We start from the raw sequence: 16,431 nt of genomic DNA, 5'->3' as shown, positions 1-16,431 counted from the left end.
CGTGAGTTCTTCGGACGCCGCCACGCGCACCTCCCCGCCCCCGTCCCCCGGGCCCGCTCCCGTCGTCGACGTGGAGCAGGCCGAGGCCGCGCTCGTCGAGCACTATCCGCGACTCGTGCGGCTCGGCTACCTCGTCCTGCCGCCGTCGCTCGGGCGCAACCGGCGGGTGCTGACCGCGCACTGGCTCACCCAGCGCGCCCTGCCCCGCGCCCGTACGACCGTGGAACGCGCCATGGTCCCGGCGCAGCGCGGGGCGGGCAGGCCGGGCGGCGACCCCGGGTACGGCTATGTGCGCCTGCGGGTGCTGCGGAGCGCCCTGGAGGCGGGGCTTCCGCTGCGGCGGCGGGCCTGGCCGCGGCGCGCGCAACTGCCGCCGCTGCTGCCGCAGGTGTGGGGCCTGCGGCTGTTCCCGCGCTCCGGCGGCGCCGATGAACTCGCCCTCGACCAGCGGCTCTCCGCGCTCGGCGGCCCGGCGCGCGCCGCGTTCGTGCTGCGCGGCCTGGAGCGGCTGCCGGACGCCGAAGTGCGCAGGATCCTGGAGGGCGCCGGGGTCGAGGACCCGCATGCGGCGCTCGCGGAGGCGGACGGTGTGGCCGCCTCGTACGAGCTGCTCGACTCCCCCGAGTTCGACCCGTGCTCCCTCCAGGCCAGGCCGCCGGACCTGATGCGGCGCAGGCAGCACGGCCGCGCCGCGCTCGCCGCCACGGCGGCCGCCCTGGTCTGCGGCACGCTCCTCGCCCTGCCGGGCGACGGCCTGGCGCCCGGCACCCCCGCGGCCCCCGCGTACGCACGCAACCCGGCGGCCGAAGCGGCCCTGGACCCGGAGGAGTTGACGCGCGTCGGGGCGGGCGAGTGGCGGCGCTCGGCGCGCACCGACTTCTCCGTGTGGCCGGCCCGCGGCTCCCTCACCGGCGACCGCGAGCTGCTCGGCCGGGCGCTCGCCGTGTGGGCGCGCCCGGGCCCGTCCGTGCAGGTCTCGGCGACCCCCGGCACCGCCTCGGGCGCCCCGCCGGGACCGGCGCAACTGCTGTACGCGGGCGAGGTGGGCCGGGCCCGCGTGGTGGTCCTGCACGACGGCCTGCGCCTGGTGCGGTACGCCGAGCCGCGGTCCGGGGCGGGCGGTGGCGCGGCCCTCGACTTCGCGCGGGTCGACGGCGCCGCGCAGGCCACGTCGGGGGCGGTGGTCGTGGGCCGGGGCAAGGGTGAGGTGCGGTATCTGACGGCGCCGTGGGTGCGTACCGTCGCCGTCCGCGACCTGCGCGAACCGGGCGCGCCCGCACGGGAGTTGGACCGGTCGGCGGACGGCGTGACGGCGCCCCTGGCCGCCGTGGCGCCGTCGACGGACTGCACGGAGGTCGCCGCGCTCGAACTGCGCGAGGACGGTCCAGGAGCAGGTGGCACCCGGCTCGTGACCGACCTCGGCGAGCTCACCCCGGCCCACCTCACGTCCGGGCGCCCTCAGTCCCCGGGCGAGGTGGACGGGCAGGCGGCGCGGGCGAGTTGGGCGCGTACGGCCTGTCTGCTCGGGGCGGTCCGCTCGAACGGGGTGCGGTCGGTGAACTCCTGGGCGTACGCGGCACAGCGGCTGCCCGAGGGGAACGGCACGGCGACCTGGGTGTGCACGCGGGCGGAGACCTGGCGGGGAGCGGGCAGCAGGGTGCTCGCGCAGTTCCAGGCGCCGGGCAAGGACACCGGGGCGATCGCGGCGCGGGCGCAGGACTCACCGGCCTGCGGGGCGCGCGAGCCGCGGGTGCTCGCCGGGGTGCTGTGGAAGTCGCGGGCGGGCCATTGGCACGTACTGGCGGCGGGCAGCAAGGACGTGGCGTCGGTGCGGGTGACGGGCGGCGCGCAGGGCTCGGCCCGCGGCAACACCCTCGCGGCACCGGCCCGCAAGGGCGCGCGGGCGCAGCTGAGGGGGCGCCTCGCGGACGGTACGGAGGTGTCGGCGCTGCGCTGACAGCCGTACGGAAGCGGAGGGCTGAGGGGCGGCGGGCTCCTCAAGCGCCGGAGAGTCGTCAGAAAAGGGCCGCACAAGGGGTACACCTCGCCCGTACTCGTCAGTACATTGACGCCATGTCTAATACGCCGCAGGCCCGGTTCGACCGGGCGCCGCAGCCCATCGCCTCCGAGTGGACGGCGCTGAAGGCACGCAAGGTCTCCTTCGCCTGGGAGGAGACGCCGCTCCACTGGCTGCCCGGCGACCCGTTCACGACGCACACCATCAACGTCCTGCACCTCCTGCTGCCCGCGGGCGAGCGCTGGTTCGTGCACGTCTACAAGCAGGTCCTGCCGTACATCGAGGACGAGCAGCTGCGCGCCGACGTGATCGGGTTCATCGGGCAGGAGGCCATGCACTCCCAGGCTCACGACGAGGTCCTGCCGCACCTGCGTGAGCAGGGCCTGGACCCGACCCCGTACACCGCGCAGATCGACTGGTTCTTCGAGAAGCTGCTCGGCGACCGCACGCTGCCGCCCGGCAAGGCCCGCAAGTGGTGGCTGATGGAGCGGATCGCGACGATCGCGGCGATCGAGCACTACACCGCGTTCCTCGGCGACTGGGTCCTGAACGCCGACGAGCTGGACCGGCGCGGCGCCGACCCGACGATGCTGGACCTGCTGCGCTGGCACGGCGCGGAGGAGGTCGAGCACCGCTCGGTGGCGTTCGACCTGTTCATGCACGTGGACGGCTCGTACGCGCGCCGGGTGCGGACCTGGGGAGTCGCGTTCGCCGCGCTCGTCTTCCTGTGGCAGCGCGGGGCGCGGTTCTTCATGGAGAACGACCCGACGCTGGTCGACGGCCGCGCCACGTTCAAGGAGTTCTTCGCCAAGGGCCGGCAGGGCGTGCTGCCGACGACCGGCGCGATGGTCCGCTCCATCCCCCGGTATCTGAACCGCGCCTACCACCCCTCGCACGAGGGTTCCACGGCGCAGGCGGTCGCCTACCTGGCGTCGTCGCCCGCCGCCGTCGCCGCCGAGGCCCGCGAGAAGGGTGCCGCCTGAGATGCCCAGGATCCGCACCGTCGCCGCCGTCGCGGGCGCCGCGCTGCTCGTACGGCGGGCCGTGCGCAGCCGTATGGGGACCGCACCCCTGTGGCCGATGCCCGCCCTTCAGACCCCGATCTCGGGCCGGCCGCGCGGGCGCGCCCAGCGTCTGCGGGTCGCGGCCCGCACCGAGGTCGCCGACGGCGTGGTCCGGCTGCGCCTTGCGCCGCGCGACTCGGGATCGGGCCCGCTGCCTGCCTGGGAGCCGGGCGCCCACCTGGACCTGGTGCTGCCGTCCGGGGCGGTCCGGCAGTACTCGCTCTGCGGCGACCCCGCGGACCGCACCGCGTACACCGTGGCGACCCGGCTGATCGAGGACGGCCGCGGCGGCTCGCGCGAGGTGCACGAGAAGCTGGCCGAGGGCACCGAGATCGAGGTGCGCGGCCCGCGCAACCGCTTCCCGCTGGAGCCCGCGCACGCGTACGTCTTCGTGGCCGGCGGCATCGGCATCACCCCGGTCCTGCCGATGCTGCGCGCGGCCGAACTGTCCGGCGCGCAGTGGCAGTTGGTGTACGCGGGCCGCTCCCGCGCCTCGATGCCGTTCCTGGACGAGGTGGAGCGGCTCGGCCGCAGCCGCCGGGGCCGGGTGACGGTGATCGCCGAGGACGAGTCCGGCCGGCCCGACGCGGCCGCGCTCTTCGACGGGGCGCCGCAGGCCGCGGCCGTGTACTGCTGCGGGCCCGAGGGCCTGATGGACGCGGTGGCGGCGGCGCTCCCGCACGGCAGCACCCTGCACCTGGAACGGTTCACGCCCGCCGCGGCCACCGAGGGCAACACGGCCTTCGAGGTCGAACTGCGGCGCAGCGGCACCACGGTGGCCGTCCCGGCCGACGAGACGGTCCTCGCCGCAGTCCGCGAGCAGCTGCCGAACGTCGCGTACTCCTGCGAGCAGGGCTTCTGCGGCACCTGCCGACTGAGGGTCGTGGCGGGCGAGGTCGAGCACCGCGACGAGCTGCTCACGGACGAGGAGCGGCGCGACTCGATGCTGATCTGCGTGTCCCGCGCGCGCGGCGGGAGGCTGGTCCTGGACCTGTGATCCGCACGGTCGACCCCTGGCGTCGAACGTGGCACCGCCCATTAGGGTGTTCGTATGACGACCGGGGTGCGCCGCAGGATGGGAGTCGAGGAGCGGCGGGAGCAGTTGATCGCCGTGGCGCTCGAACTGTTCAGCCACCGCTCCCCCGACGAGGTCTCCATCGACGAGATAGCCGGTGCGGCGGGAATTTCCCGCCCGCTGGTGTACCACTACTTCCCGGGCAAGCGCAGCCTGTACGAAGCGGCGCTGCGCAAGGCCGCGGAAGACCTCGCCGAGCGTTTCGAGGAGCCGCGCGAAGGCCCCCTCGGCGCCCGCCTGTTGCGGGTGATGGGCCGCTTCTTCGACTTCGTCGACGAGCACGGCCCGGGCTTCTCGGCCCTGATGCGCGGCGGCCCCGCGGTCGGTTCGTCGACCACCAACGCCCTGATCGACTCGGTCCGGCAGGCCGCGTACGAGCAGATCCTCGCGCACCTCGGCATCACCGCGCCGTCCGCCCGCCTCCAACTCGTCGTGCGCTCCTGGGTGTCGCTCGCGGAGTCCACGGCACTGCTGTGGCTGGACGGCCGCCGGGTGCCGCGCGCCGAGCTCGAACTCCAGCTGGTCCACGACTTCGCTGCGCTGGCTGCGGTCAGTGCGGCGTACGACGAGGAGATGGCGTCCGTCCTTCGCGGCATCCTCGCCGCCGAGCCGTCGGACGGGCCTTTCGCGGACCTGGTCGACCGGCTGGTCGCGCTGGCGCCGTTGCCGGGTTCGGTGTGACGGCAACCCGTCTGCCCTGTTCTGTTTCGTCGCCGGGTGCGGGCCGTCGGTGGTTGCTCGCGCCCCGCGGCGGAGCCGCAAATGTGACAGCCCCGCGCCCCTTACGGGGCACGTCACCATGCCCTCTGCGGGGCACGGGAGTTGACCGTAGGAGCCCGCCAGGGACTCCTTGCCCGATAGGCACTGCCGGATGCGCCCGGTACAGTCGCGTCCCATGACCGCGAGGCTTGCCGACATCGCAGCCCAGGCGGGGGTCAGCGAGGCCACGGTCAGCAGGGTGCTGAACGGGAAGCCGGGCGTAGCCGCGACCACCCGCCAGTCCGTGCTTGCCGCTCTCGACGTCCTCGGCTACGAGCGCCCGGTGCGGCTGCGCAGCCGGAGCGCGGGTCTGGTCGGGCTGATCACGCCGGAGCTGGAGAATCCGATCTTCCCGGCCCTCGCACAGGTCATCGGCCAGGCCCTGACCCGGCAGGGGTACACGCCGGTGCTCGCCACCCAGACCCCCGGCGGGTCCACGGAGGACGAGCTGACGGAGATGCTCGTGGACCGCGGTGTCTCCGGCATCATCTTCGTCTCCGGGCTGCACGCCGACACCAGCGCCGACATGGACCGCTACGAGCAGCTGCGTGCCCAGGGCGTGCCGTTCGTCCTGGTCGACGGCTTCGCGGAGAAGGTGCGGGCCCCGTTCATCTCTCCCGACGACCGGGCCGCGATGCGCCTGGCCGTGACCCACCTCGTCTCCCTCGGGCACACGGACATCGGCCTGGCCCTCGGCCCGAAGCGGTTCGTGCCGGTGCAGCGGAAGATCGAGGGGTTCGTACGGGCCGTACGGGAGCAGCTGGGCCTCGATGAGGACGCGGTGCACGAGCGGCTCGTCCAGCACTCGCTGTTCACCTTGGAGGGCGGGCAGGCGGCGGCCGCGGCGCTCCTTGACCGGGGCTGCACGGCGGTGGTGTGCGCGAGCGACATGATGGCCCTCGGTGCCATCCGCGCGGCACGCCGGCGCGGCCTCGAGGTGCCGGACGACATCTCGGTGGTCGGCTTCGACGACTCCCCGCTGATCGCGTTCACCGACCCGCCGCTGACCACGGTGCGCAAACCCGTCCCGGCGATGGGCCAGGCCGCGGTGAACACGCTGCTCGAGGAGATCGCGGGCACCCCGGCCCCGCGCAGCGAGTTCGTGTTCATGCCCGAACTGGTCGTACGCGGTTCAACTGCTTCTGCGCGCAAGGCTTCTTCCCCTAAGGGTTGAAGCCGAGATTCCTCGGTCTGAGGCCTTTCACGCATCGTTCCTGGGGCGTAGAAAATGCACCCCGGACCCACCCGAGGGATGATCGGGCAAAGGTGAATTTCTGGCAGACTTTCTGTCCATGGGTGAGACGAATGTGAGTACACGGGAAGGTCGGACGGCGGCCGGAACCTCACCCCTCGAAGCGGAGGGAACCCGTCCGGCAGGGGCCTTCGTGCGCCGACTGCGCACCCCCCGGCGCCCCCGTATCTGGTACGAGCTGGCCCTCATCGCGGTGAGTTACTGGCTGTACTCCCTGGTGCGCAACGCCGTGCCCGAGCAGCAGGCCGCGGCGATGCAGAACGCCGACTGGATCTGGCAGGCCGAGCAGGCCATCGGCCTCGCCTTCGAGCGGGGCGTCAACCAGGCCGTGAACTCGGTGACATGGCTCGTCGTCGGCATGAACTACTACTACGCGACGCTGCACTTCATCGTGACGATCGCGGTACTGGTGTGGCTGTACCGCCGCCACCCCGGCCGGTACGCGGCGATGCGCACCGTCCTCTTCGTGACCACCGGTCTCGCCCTGGTCGGCTTCTACTTCTTCCCGCTGGCCCCGCCGCGGCTCTTCGAGGGCGGCGGCTTCGTCGACACGGTCCTCGTCCACGAGACCTGGGGCTCGATGGCCTCCGGCGACCTGAAGCACATGACGAACCAGTACGCGGCGATGCCGTCGATGCACATCGGCTGGTCGCTGTGGTGCGGCCTCGCCCTGTTCACGCTCGCCCGGGTGCCGTGGGTCAAGGTCCTTGCCGTGCTGTACCCGCTGGCGACGCTCGTGGTGATCATCGCGACGGCCAACCACTTCTGGCTCGACGCGATCGGCGGCCTCCTCTGCCTCATGGCGGCCCTCGCGCTCACCCGCGTCTGGTACGGCAGGGCCCCGCACCGCCTGCCGCGCCGGATGGCCGCAGTCAGGGGGCGCCCCCAAGGGGCGCGGGGAACTGCGCGACCAGCCCCCACCGGCCCGCAGGGAACCAGCGAAGCCGCCGCGGCAGAATCAGCCCGTCCGGCGCTTGAGGACGAGCCCGCAGGGCGATGACGGTGCCCGAGTCGACGACGCCCCTGAGGTCGGCCTACCCGGCAGCCCCGTAGAACAGCTCCTCCACCACGTGCCGGGCCCGCCGGGTAATCCGCCGGTAATCGTCGATCATCTCGCCGACCGTGCCCGCCTCGTACCCGAGATAGCGGCCCACCGCGGCCAGTTCGCGGCCGTCCGACGGGAACGTGTCGCCGGCCCGGCCGCGCACCAGCATCACCGCGTTCCGTACGCGGGTGGCGAGCACCCAGGCCTCGTCGAGGACCTCCGCGTCCTCCGTGGAGATCAGCTCGGCGGCACGCGCCGCGGCCAGCGCCTCACGGGTCCTGGTCGTCCGCAGGCCCGGCTCGGCCCAGCCCTCCTGGAGCTGGAGGAGCTGCACCGCCCACTCGACGTCGGAGAGCCCGCCGCGGCCCAGCTTGGCGTGCAGCGTCGGGTCGGCGCCGCGCGGCATCCGCTCGGCCTCCATACGGGCCTTGAGGCGGCGGATCTCTCGCACCGCGTCGTCGCCGAGGCCCTCCTGCGGGTAGCGCAGCGGGTCGACCAGCTCGATGAAGCGGCGCCCCAGGTCCGCGTCGCCCGCGACGGGCTCGGCGCGCAGCAGCGCCTGGCTCTCCCAGACGTGCGACCAGCGGTGGTAGTACGCGGCGTACGACTTGAGGGTGCGCACCAGCGGGCCGCTCTTGCCCTCCGGGCGCAGGTCCGCGTCGATGAGCAGCGGCGGGTCGGACGTGGGCAGCTGGAGGAGCCGGCGCATCTCGGCGACCACCTGGTTCGCGGCCTTGGCCGCCTCCTGGTCGTCGACGCCCTCGCGCGGCTCGTGCACGAAGAGCACGTCGGCGTCGGAGCCGTAGCCCAGCTCGTGCCCGCCGAAGCGGCCCATGCCGATGACGGTGAACCGGGTGGGCAGTTCGTCCCCCCAGCCCGCCCGGACCACGGCACGGAGTGCCCCGGCGAGGGTGGCGGCGGTGAGGTCGGAGACCGCGCTCCCGACCCGGTCCACCAACGCACCGGGGTCAGCCTCGGCCGGGCTGTCCTCCGTCCCGTACGAGCCGATCAGGTCGCCCGCGGCCGTACGGAACAGCTCGCGGCGGCGTACCCCGCGGGCCGCCGCGACGGCCTGCTCGGCGCCGTCGGCCCGGCGCACGGCGGCGAGGATCTCCTGCTCCAGGTGGTCCCGGCCGCGCGGCTCGAGGCCCCGGGAGTCGCCGAGCAGGGCGACCGCCTCCGGGGCGCGCAGCAGCAGGTCGGGGGCGAGCCGGCCGGCGGACAGGACGCGGGCGAGGTTCTCGGCGGCGGCGCCCTCGTCGCGCAGGAGCCGCAGGTACCAGGGGGTCTTGCCGAGGGCGTCGGAGACCTTGCGGAAGCCGAGCAGGCCCGCGTCCGGGTCGGCGGAGTCCGCGAACCAGCCGAGCAGCACGGGGAGCAGGGTGCGCTGGATGGCGGCCTTCCGCGTCACACCCGAGGCCAGCGCCTCCAGGTGGCGCAGGGCGGCGGCCGGGTCGGCGTACCCGAGGGCGACGAGGCGTTCGCGGGCCGCGTCCGCGGAGAGCCGGGTCTCGCCGGGGGCGAGCTGGGCGACGGCGTCGAGGAGCGGCCGGTAGAAGATCTTCTCGTGCAGCCTGCGGACCACGGCCGCGTGCCGCCGCCAGGCCCGGCCCAGCTCGGTGACGGGTTCGGTGCGCAGGCCGAGGGAGCGGCCGAGGCGGCGCAGGTCCCGCTCGTCCTCGGGCACGAGATGGGTACGGCGCAGCCGGTACAGCTGGATGCGGTGCTCCATGGCGCGCAGGAAGCGGTACGCGGCGTCCAGCTGGGCGGCGTCGGCCCGGCCCACGTACCCGCCTGCCGCGAGGGCCGCGAGGGCGTCGAGGGTGGAACCGCTGCGCAGCGAGGCATCGGCCCTGCCGTGCACCAACTGCAGGAGCTGGACGGCGAATTCGACGTCCCGCAGGCCGCCGGGCCCGAGCTTCAGCTCGCGCTCGATCTCGGCGGCGGGGATGTTGTCCACGACCCGGCGGCGCATCTTCTGCACGTCGGGCACGAAGTTGTCGCGCTCGGCGGCCTGCCAGACCAGCGGGGCCAGCGTCTCCACGTACGCCTCGCCCAACTCGGGGTCGCCGGCGACCGGGCGGGCCTTGAGGAGGGCCTGGAACTCCCAGGTCTTGGCCCAGCGTTGGTAGTAGGCGAGGTGCGAGGAGAGGGTGCGGACGAGCGGGCCGTTGCGCCCCTCGGGCCGCAGGTTGGCGTCGACGGGCCAGATGGTGCCCTCGACGGTCGTCTCGGAGCAGATCCGCATCATGTGCGAGGCGAGCCGGGTCGCGGCCTGCATGGCCTTGGACTCGTCGGCGCCATTGGCGGGCTCCGCGACGAAGATGACGTCCACGTCGGACACGTAGTTCAGCTCGTGCCCGCCGCACTTCCCCATCGCGATCACGGCGAGCGAGCAGAGCGCGTCGTCCTCGGGCGCCGCACCGCGGGCGATGGCGAGGGCGGCCCGCAGGGTCGCGGTGGCCAGGTCGGCGAGCTCGGCGGCGGTCTGGGCGACGTCGGTGGTGCCGCACACGTCACGCGCGGCGATGGCGAGCAGACAGCGCCGGTAGGCCACGCGCAGCGTCACGGGGTCGACGGCGTCGGCGAGGCCGTGCTCGAACTCCTCGACTCCCGGGTGCAGATCGCTCGCCTCGTACGTCACGAGGGCCTGCCAGTCCCGGGGGTGGCGGGCCAGGTGGTCGCCGAGGGCCTCGGAGGCGCCGAGCACGCCGAGCAGCCGGTCGCGCAGCGGCTTCGCGGACAGCAGGGTGTCGAGCAGCAGGTGCCGCTCGTCGGGGGCCTCGGGGCCGCCGGGGTCCTGCGCCTCGACGAGCCGGACGAGCCCGAGCAGCGCGAGATCCGGGTCGGCGGTGGCGCCGAGGGCGTCGAGCAGCACCGGGTCGTTGCGGACGGAGGCGAGCTCCGGGCTGTCGAGGAGCCGCGCGGCCGTGGAGGCGTCGTTGAACCCGTGCCGCAGCAGCCGCGTGAACGTACTGCTTCTCCGCCCCGGCGTGGTCATGTTCGGCCTCCCGTGTGATCACGTCGTACGGGCCGAGCCTAGCCGCAGGGGCAGCAGTGCTACAGCTTGAGCGGGTACAGCTCGAAGGCCGGGGCATGGAGCGGACGTACGGTGGTGAAGTGGCGTCGGTCCACAGTGCACACCCGCACGGTCCTCAGCCTCTCGGCGACGGCCATGACGCAGGCATCCGTGCCGCCGAGTGGGAAGTCCGCGTACCGCCGCACCAGTTCGGAGGCCCTGAGCAGTTCCTCCGGCATGATTGCGGTGACGTGCCGTACCAACCGTGGGCGAGATCCTCTAGGAAAGTCGCCTCCACCTCGGCTCCGCAGCGGAGCGCGATCAAGTAGCACGCTTCGGCGATCACCGGAGCAGGCACGGCAAGGTTGCGCGGATTCACGTCGGCGTACCAGTCGCGGCACGCAGCGTGGTGGGCGTCAGTACGATCCGTGAGGGCCACCAAGGGGCCCGTGTCCATGACGATCACTCGCCGAAGCCCGATTCGCGCAGAATTTCGTCCGCCCGCTCGGAGGTGTCCGTGTGCCCGGAGTTCCCCATACCGAGCGACTTCGGACCGGTGGCAGCCGTCCGCAACAGCCCGAGCTCGCGCAGGCGCTCGGCGAGAACGGGCAGATCGTCGTCCGGGACGCGGTCGAGCAGCGCGTGCAGTTCTTCCCGAGTGGTCATACGTTCAGAGTAGCCGCGCCGTCTGATAAGGAGCATGGTTTCCGATATGGACTACACACTCGAAGTGATCACACTTCCCGTCTCTGACGTGGACCGCGCGAAGGAGTTCTACCGCGACAAGGTCGGCTTCACCGTGGACTTCGACGGCGAGGTGATGCCGGGCGTGCGCGTCGTCCAGCTGACCCCGCCCGGCTCGGGCTGCTCCGTCGCGATCAGCGACAACCTGGAGGGCCTGAACGTCACACCGCCGCCCGCGCCCGGCTCGTACCAGGGCATGCAGCTGTGCGTCGCCGACATCGCGCAGGCCCACAAGGAACTGACGGGCCGCGGCCTGGACGTCACGGAGCCGGTGACCTACGGCGAGCAGGACGGCGGCACGTTCATGCACTTCAGGGACCCGGACGGCAACGGCTGGGGCATCCAGGAGTACCGGGTCCGGGCGGAGAAGCCGCTGCGGTCGGTGATCTGAGCGGGGTACGGCGAAGGGCCCGGGGAGCGACACCCCGGGCCCTTTCGCCGTACCGCTCAACTCCCTTACAGAACCGGAAGGTTCTTCCGCAGCTCGAAGGCCGTGACCTCGCTGCGGTACTCCTCCCACTCCTGCTTCTTGTTCCTGAGGAAAAAGTCGTAGACGTGCTCGCCGAGCGTCTCCGCGACCAGTTCCGAGCGCTCCATCAGGGCGATCGCCTCGCCGAGGTTCTGCGGCAGGGGCTCGATGCCGAGGGCGCGGCGTTCGGCGTCGCGCAGGGCCCAGACGTCGTCGTCGGCGCCGGGCGGGAGTTCGTACCCCTCCTCGATGCCCTTGAGGCCGGCGGCGAGGAGGACCGCGTAGGCGAGGTACGGGTTGGCGCCGGAGTCGAGGGAGCGGACCTCGACGCGGGCCGAACCGGTCTTGCCCGGCTTGTACATGGGCACGCGGATCAGCGCCGAGCGGTTGTTGTGGCCCCAGCAGATGTACGAGGGGGCCTCGCCGCCCGCGCCCGCGGTGCGCTCGGAACCGCCCCAGATGCGCTTGTACGAGTTGACCCACTGGTTGGTGACCGCGGAGATCTCGGCGGCGTGGCGCAGGAGGCCCGCGATGAAGGAGCGGCCGACCTTCGAGAGCTGGTACTCGGCGCCGGATTCGTAGAAGGCGTTCCTGTCGCCCTCGAACAGGGACAGGTGGGTGTGCATGCCGCTGCCCGGGTGCTCGGAGAACGGTTTCGGCATGAACGTGGCCTGCACGCCCTGCTCCAGGGCGACCTGCTTCATGACCAGGCGGAACGTCATGATGTTGTCGGCCGTGGAGAGCGCGTCCGCGTACCGCAGGTCGATCTCCTGCTGGCCCGGGGCGCCCTCGTGGTGGCTGAACTCGACCGAGATGCCCATGGATTCGAGCATGGTGATGGCCTGGCGGCGGAAGTCCATGCCGACGTTCTGCGGGGTGTGGTCGAAGTAGCCCGAGGAGTCGGCGGGGGTGGGCCGGGAGCCGTCCACCGGCTTGTCCTTGAGCAGGAAGAACTCGATCTCGGGGTGGGTGTAGAAGGTGAAGCCCAGGTCCGAGGTCTTGGCGAGGATGCGCTTCAGGACGTACCGCGGGTCCGCGTAGGACGGGGAGCCGTCGGGCATCAGGATGTCGCAGAACATCCGGGCCGTGCCGGGGGCCTCCGCGCGCCACGGGAGGATCTGGAACGTCGACGGGTCGGGCTTGGCGATCATGTCCGATTCGTAGACCCGGGCGAAGCCCTCGATCGCGGAGCCGTCGAAACCGATGCCCTCGTCGAAGGCCTGCTCGAGCTCGGCCGGGGCCACCGCGACGGACTTCAGGAAGCCCAGGACGTCCGTGAACCACAGGCGTACGAAGCGGATGTCGCGCTCCTCGAGGGTGCGGAGCACGAATTCCTGCTGCTTGTCCATAGCTACATCCTTGCAGTTCAGACGGTCTGTGCACCACCGCCCCGGCACGGTAGGGGCTTCAGTATCGAGGCCAGGGGTTTCCGCCAGATTACGGGCCCCTTGTGGCGTGCGACATCCCGGTGGCCACTACGATCGGCGGGCCGCCGTACCCGTCATCCGTACCTTTTCGCAGAAGAACGCAGAGGTTGCCTTCATGGGTTCAAGCAATACGTCCAGGCAGGGGAGTTCGCAGGACCGCAGGGCCCGGATAGAGGCGATGCGCCGGGCCGAGCGGGCGCGGGAGCGCCGCAACCGGACGATCGCGATCGTGGCGAGCACGGCTGTCGTCGCGGGCCTGGTGGGGTTCGGCTCGTATCTGTTCATCCGGGAGCAGGACGAGAAGAAGAAGGAAGAGGCCCAGGTCGCGGCCGAGCAGAAGCGGCAGGAGAAGCTCCGCGAGGAGGCCGCCGGGAAGAACATCGACGGCGAGCGGTCCTGGGAAGCGAAGAAGCTGGGCCGCGACCACGTCACGAAGCCCGTGAGCTATCCGATGACGCCTCCGGTCGGCGGTGACCACGACCAGGTCTGGATGAACTGCAACGGCGACGTCTACGAGAAGCCGATCCCGGACAAGCACGCCGTGCACTCCCTCGAACATGGCGCCGTATGGGTGACGTACGGGACGAAGGCGAAGCCGGCCGACCTGAAGGTGCTTGAGGCGAAGGTGAAGGCGACGCCGTACTCCCTGATGAGCCCCGTGAACGAGCAGAAGGGCGCGCTGATGCTGAGCGCCTGGGGCAAGCAGCTGACCGTGGACAGTGCGAAGGACCCGCGGGTGGAGACGTTCTTCGCCAAGTACGTGCAGGGCAAGCAGACCCCGGAGCCGGGCGCGGCCTGCCAGGGCGGGATCGCGCAGTGAGGCGTGCGGGGTGGGCGGCAGTGTGCGCCGCGGTGGTGCTCGCCGCGGCGGGCGGCGGGGTGACCGCCGCCCTGGCGAACGGCACGGTCCACGACCCCGCGCTGCAGTCCGGGCCGTCCGCGCCGTCCGCGCAGGAGCGTCCGGCCGCGGATTCGGCGGACGCGGGTTTCGCCCGGGACATGGCGGTGCACCACCAGCAGGCGGTGGAGATGTCCTTCGTCGTACGGGACCGCACGGACGACGAGGAGGTCCGCAGGCTCGCGTACGACATCGCCAACACGCAGGCCAACCAGCGCGGCATGATGCTCGGCTGGCTGGACCTGTGGGAGTTGCCGAAGGTGTCGTCGCAGCCGCCGATGGCGTGGATGGGCATGGGCGGGCACGACGGCCATGGTTCGGGCGGGGACGACGCGCCGTTGATGCCCGGCATGGCGACCCGGGCCGAACTCGCCCGCCTGGGGAAGGCGGAGGGCGAGCGGGCCGAGGTGCTGTTCCTGCAGCTGATGACCGCGCACCACAAGGGCGGGGTGCACATGGCCGAGGGCTGTGTCGACCGGTGCCGTCCGGGGGTGGAGCGGGACCTGGCGAAGGGGATGGTCGAGGCCCAGGAGTCCGAGCTGCGGCTGATGGCGGATCTGCTCAAGGCGCGGGGCGCGAAGGGGAGTTGAGGTTGCTGGGGGGCTTCTTCCCCTACCCGCCCCTTCCCGAAAGCCTGCGGCGCTTCGGGGCTCCGCCCCGGACCCCGCTCCTCAATCGCCGGAGGGGCCCAAATTTGAGCCCCTCTGGGGGCACCTCCCAGCGGTAGCTGGGGGAGATTGAGGTCAGTCCCCCAGCACCGCCCCCGCCACATGGTGCGGCCGGTCCAGCATCAGCAAGTGGCCCGCCTCCGGTGAGACGCGATGGTCGGCGTCGAGGAGCTCGGCGAGGCGTCGTTGCCGCGCCAACCAGCGCCGGTCCGTACCCGCGGTGAGCACGGTCACCGGCAGACCGGCCGACAGCCCCGACTCCCGCCGCAGCGCCGCGAGTTGAGCCGCGACATCGGCGTACGTCGCATGCTCGGCGAGCAGCGCGCGCAGCGAGCGGCTCGTCCCGTAGGTGCGCCGCACCAGCTCGTACGGGGCGGGGTCGCCGCCGCCGGTCCGGGCGAGGAACACCGAAGCGCGGCGCAGCGCGGGCCCGAGCGCGTACGGCACACCGGCCGCGCCGAGGAGCGCCCCGCACGCGCGCGCGGCACCGACGCGCAGGGAGGGCGCGGGGCGGGGCCTGGCGTACTCCTCCACGCTGGAGTCGACGAGCACGAGCCGCGCGACCCGGTCCGGGTGGCGGCGCGCGGCGGCCTCGCAGTGGAACCCGGCGAGGGAGTGCCCGACGAGGGTGGCGGGACCCGGGAGTCGGCAGGCGTCGAGGACGTGCGGGATGCGGTCGGCCTCGGCGGCGAGCGTGGGCGCGGCGCGTCCGGGCCCGCTGAGCCCGAGCCCGGGGCGGTCGAAGCGGACGACGGTCCGGTACGGGGTGAGCAGCGCGGTCACGGCGTCCCAGTCGTACCAGGCCATGCCAAGACCGGCCGAGAGCACGCAGACGGGGCCGGTGCCTTCGACCAGGACGTGGTGCGGGACGCCCTCGATGCGGAGGAACGCCTCGCGGAGGTCGGCGCTCATGACCTCACCGGGACCTTGGGCGCCCCGACCCTGCGGGTGAGCCCGTACGCGAGGAGCGCCAGCCAGCCCGCGATGAGCAGGACCTGGGCGCGCTGCCCGAGGCCGAGGAGCCAGCTGCCGTGGCCCGACTGGAAGGCGGCGATGGCACTCAACGTCCAGACGGTGACGGCCAGTTCGAGTCCGACGAGCCAGGGTCCGAGACGGGCGAGGGCCGGCCAGGCGCGGTGGCGGCGGGCGGCCGCGGTGAGGACGACCATGCCGACGAGCGCGCCCGTCACGGCGAGGGAGCTGCTGATGGTGTGGGCGGTGTGGGTGGCGGGCACCAGACCGGCGGCCTCGCGCGCCGCACAGTCCGGGTCGGTGGTCGGGGTGCAGCTCAGCGGGAGCCGCGAGTCGACCGCCGTGGCCGCGCCGAACAGCAGCAGCCCGGCCCAGCCGACCCGGAACCACCGGGAGTTCGGGCGCAGCCGCAACAGGGCCCAGGCCGCGCCTGCGCAGACGAGGAGTCCGGTGGTGAGGTCGGCGGCGCGGAAGAGGCCGCCGAGTGGCTGGCTCTCGGCGGCGAGTTCGCTGACGTAGGTCCGTAGCGGATCGAGTCCGGTGGCGAGGACGGCCTCGACGACCCAGGTGGTGTACGCGACGGCGCCGAGGGCGAGCAGGGCGGCGACGATGCGAGCGTCCCGTGGGGGGCGAAGTCGTTCATGACTGGACATAGTGGGATGCAGCTTACGGTCCCGGTTGCCGGAACCCGATCGGGTACGGGATACCCGGTGGGGGTAGGGCGCGGGGGGTGGTGACTCACCCGGGTGCGTGAGCGAGGTCGGCCTCGCGCTGCGCAACGACATGGGCGGCGTGCCCGGCCTCACCCAGCAGGACATCAAGCCCGGCGCCGACTTCACGTACCTGATCCGAAGGAGACGGCCCAGGCCGGGAGCCCCGTGCGGCAGGTCCGTGCGGCAGGTGCGTGCGGCAGGTGCGTGCGGCGCTCCCGTACGGCGTCATGTCCCATTCCGTAAGACTCCGTACAGGCCCGTACAACCTTGGCCGCGGTCCGGGAGTCCTTCCTGCGCAGGGCCCAGTCG

15 protein-coding genes are annotated in these 16,431 nt (G+C 72.7%); 9 read left to right on the top strand and 6 right to left on the bottom strand.

Translation table 11 applies throughout. From position 1 onward, the window contains the following. Window position 1 precedes the first annotated feature (1 nt). The 6 genes from RCO28_RS02555 to RCO28_RS02530 all read left to right on the top strand — a co-directional run bounded on the left by RCO28_RS02555 (window position 2) and on the right by RCO28_RS02530 (window position 7,167). Complete coding sequence (locus RCO28_RS02555; protein WP_308939240.1) at window positions 2-1,957, top strand: hypothetical protein; 1,956 nt, start codon at window positions 2-4, stop codon at window positions 1,955-1,957. Between the two features lie 116 nt (window positions 1,958-2,073). After that, on the top strand, window positions 2,074-3,000 hold the full coding sequence (locus RCO28_RS02550; protein ID WP_308939239.1) for a metal-dependent hydrolase: 927 nt from the start codon (window positions 2,074-2,076) through the stop codon (window positions 2,998-3,000). Window position 3,001: 1 nt separating this feature from the next. Beyond that, window positions 3,002-4,078 carry a PDR/VanB family oxidoreductase gene (locus RCO28_RS02545; RefSeq protein ID WP_308939238.1) on the top strand — a complete coding sequence of 359 codons (1,077 nt, stop codon included), beginning with the start codon at window positions 3,002-3,004 and terminating at the stop codon, window positions 4,076-4,078. Window positions 4,079-4,132: 54 nt separating this feature from the next. Beyond that, window positions 4,133-4,837: a TetR/AcrR family transcriptional regulator gene (locus RCO28_RS02540; protein WP_308939237.1), complete on the top strand. Its 705-nt coding sequence runs from the start codon at window positions 4,133-4,135 to the stop codon at window positions 4,835-4,837. A 214-nt stretch (window positions 4,838-5,051) separates the two neighbouring features. Continuing rightward, window positions 5,052-6,089 carry a LacI family DNA-binding transcriptional regulator gene (locus RCO28_RS02535; RefSeq protein ID WP_308939236.1) on the top strand — a complete coding sequence of 346 codons (1,038 nt, stop codon included), beginning with the start codon at window positions 5,052-5,054 and terminating at the stop codon, window positions 6,087-6,089. 118 nt (window positions 6,090-6,207) lie between these two features. Then, window positions 6,208-7,167, top strand: coding sequence for a phosphatase PAP2 family protein (locus tag RCO28_RS02530; RefSeq protein ID WP_308939235.1), 960 nt, complete (start codon window positions 6,208-6,210; stop codon window positions 7,165-7,167). Window positions 7,168-7,201: 34 nt separating this feature from the next. Here RCO28_RS02530 and RCO28_RS02525 read toward each other — a convergent pair whose 3' ends face one another. The 3 genes from RCO28_RS02525 to RCO28_RS02515 form a co-directional block, all read right to left on the bottom strand. Continuing rightward, a complete protein-coding gene (locus tag RCO28_RS02525; RefSeq protein WP_308939234.1) occupies window positions 7,202-10,213 on the bottom strand; it encodes a bifunctional [glutamine synthetase] adenylyltransferase/[glutamine synthetase]-adenylyl-L-tyrosine phosphorylase in 3,012 nt (1,003 codons plus the stop codon). Window positions 10,214-10,272: 59 nt separating this feature from the next. Then, window positions 10,273-10,470 (bottom strand): hypothetical protein, encoded by a 198-nt coding sequence (locus tag RCO28_RS02520; protein ID WP_308939233.1) that lies wholly within the window; start codon window positions 10,468-10,470, stop codon window positions 10,273-10,275. Window positions 10,471-10,693: 223 nt separating this feature from the next. Next, a complete protein-coding gene (locus RCO28_RS02515) occupies window positions 10,694-10,897 on the bottom strand; it encodes a hypothetical protein (protein WP_308939232.1) in 204 nt (67 codons plus the stop codon). A gap of 46 nt (window positions 10,898-10,943) precedes the next feature. On the opposite strand from RCO28_RS02515, the gene RCO28_RS02510 reads away from it, so the two are divergent. Then, window positions 10,944-11,366: a VOC family protein gene (locus RCO28_RS02510; protein WP_308939231.1), complete on the top strand. Its 423-nt coding sequence runs from the start codon at window positions 10,944-10,946 to the stop codon at window positions 11,364-11,366. Window positions 11,367-11,431: 65 nt separating this feature from the next. Here the strand turns inward: RCO28_RS02510 and glnA are convergent, their stop codons facing one another. After that, window positions 11,432-12,793, bottom strand: a complete 1,362-nt coding sequence (glnA, locus tag RCO28_RS02505; protein ID WP_308939230.1) for a type I glutamate--ammonia ligase — start codon at window positions 12,791-12,793, stop codon at window positions 11,432-11,434. Between the two features lie 193 nt (window positions 12,794-12,986). On the opposite strand from glnA, the gene RCO28_RS02500 reads away from it, so the two are divergent. Further along, a complete protein-coding gene (locus RCO28_RS02500) occupies window positions 12,987-13,691 on the top strand; it encodes a DUF3105 domain-containing protein (RefSeq protein WP_308939229.1) in 705 nt (234 codons plus the stop codon). Continuing rightward, window positions 13,688-14,359 (top strand): DUF305 domain-containing protein, encoded by a 672-nt coding sequence (locus RCO28_RS02495; RefSeq protein WP_308939228.1) that lies wholly within the window; start codon window positions 13,688-13,690, stop codon window positions 14,357-14,359. The genes RCO28_RS02500 and RCO28_RS02495 overlap by 4 nt, the downstream gene beginning before the upstream one ends. A gap of 153 nt (window positions 14,360-14,512) precedes the next feature. Here the strand turns inward: RCO28_RS02495 and RCO28_RS02490 are convergent, their stop codons facing one another. Next, window positions 14,513-15,349 (bottom strand): alpha/beta hydrolase, encoded by an 837-nt coding sequence (locus RCO28_RS02490; RefSeq protein WP_308939227.1) that lies wholly within the window; start codon window positions 15,347-15,349, stop codon window positions 14,513-14,515. After that, window positions 15,346-16,062: a DUF998 domain-containing protein gene (locus RCO28_RS02485; protein ID WP_308939226.1), complete on the bottom strand. Its 717-nt coding sequence runs from the start codon at window positions 16,060-16,062 to the stop codon at window positions 15,346-15,348. The genes RCO28_RS02490 and RCO28_RS02485 overlap by 4 nt, the downstream gene beginning before the upstream one ends. Window positions 16,063-16,431 lie beyond the last annotated feature (369 nt).

This window comes from Streptomyces sp. LHD-70 (assembly GCF_031157275.1).
In the GTDB taxonomy this organism is placed as follows: domain Bacteria; phylum Actinomycetota; class Actinomycetes; order Streptomycetales; family Streptomycetaceae; genus Streptomyces.
The sequence above is the reverse complement of the archived record's forward strand: the minus strand, read 5'-3'. Positions and strand labels throughout refer to the sequence as shown.

Excerpts from the sequence above, each read along its gene's own strand:
- RCO28_RS02535 (WP_308939236.1), top strand. The coding sequence starts at position 5,052 with ATGACCGCGAGGCTTGCCGACATCGCAGCCCAGGCGGGGGTCAGCGAG.
- RCO28_RS02540 (WP_308939237.1), top strand. The coding sequence starts at position 4,133 with ATGACGACCGGGGTGCGCCGCAGGATGGGAGTCGAGGAGCGGCGGGAG.
- RCO28_RS02525 (WP_308939234.1), bottom strand. The coding sequence starts at position 10,213 with ATGACCACGCCGGGGCGGAGAAGCAGTACGTTCACGCGGCTGCTGCGG.
- RCO28_RS02490 (WP_308939227.1), bottom strand. The coding sequence starts at position 15,349 with ATGAGCGCCGACCTCCGCGAGGCGTTCCTCCGCATCGAGGGCGTCCCG.
- RCO28_RS02485 (WP_308939226.1), bottom strand. The coding sequence starts at position 16,062 with ATGTCCAGTCATGAACGACTTCGCCCCCCACGGGACGCTCGCATCGTC.
- glnA (WP_308939230.1), bottom strand. The coding sequence starts at position 12,793 with ATGGACAAGCAGCAGGAATTCGTGCTCCGCACCCTCGAGGAGCGCGAC.
- RCO28_RS02545 (WP_308939238.1), top strand. The coding sequence starts at position 3,002 with ATGCCCAGGATCCGCACCGTCGCCGCCGTCGCGGGCGCCGCGCTGCTC.
- RCO28_RS02550 (WP_308939239.1), top strand. The coding sequence starts at position 2,074 with ATGTCTAATACGCCGCAGGCCCGGTTCGACCGGGCGCCGCAGCCCATC.
- RCO28_RS02500 (WP_308939229.1), top strand. The coding sequence starts at position 12,987 with ATGGGTTCAAGCAATACGTCCAGGCAGGGGAGTTCGCAGGACCGCAGG.
- RCO28_RS02530 (WP_308939235.1), top strand. The coding sequence starts at position 6,208 with ATGGGTGAGACGAATGTGAGTACACGGGAAGGTCGGACGGCGGCCGGA.
- RCO28_RS02520 (WP_308939233.1), bottom strand. The coding sequence starts at position 10,470 with ATGCCGGAGGAACTGCTCAGGGCCTCCGAACTGGTGCGGCGGTACGCG.
- RCO28_RS02510 (WP_308939231.1), top strand. The coding sequence starts at position 10,944 with ATGGACTACACACTCGAAGTGATCACACTTCCCGTCTCTGACGTGGAC.
- RCO28_RS02515 (WP_308939232.1), bottom strand. The coding sequence starts at position 10,897 with ATGACCACTCGGGAAGAACTGCACGCGCTGCTCGACCGCGTCCCGGAC.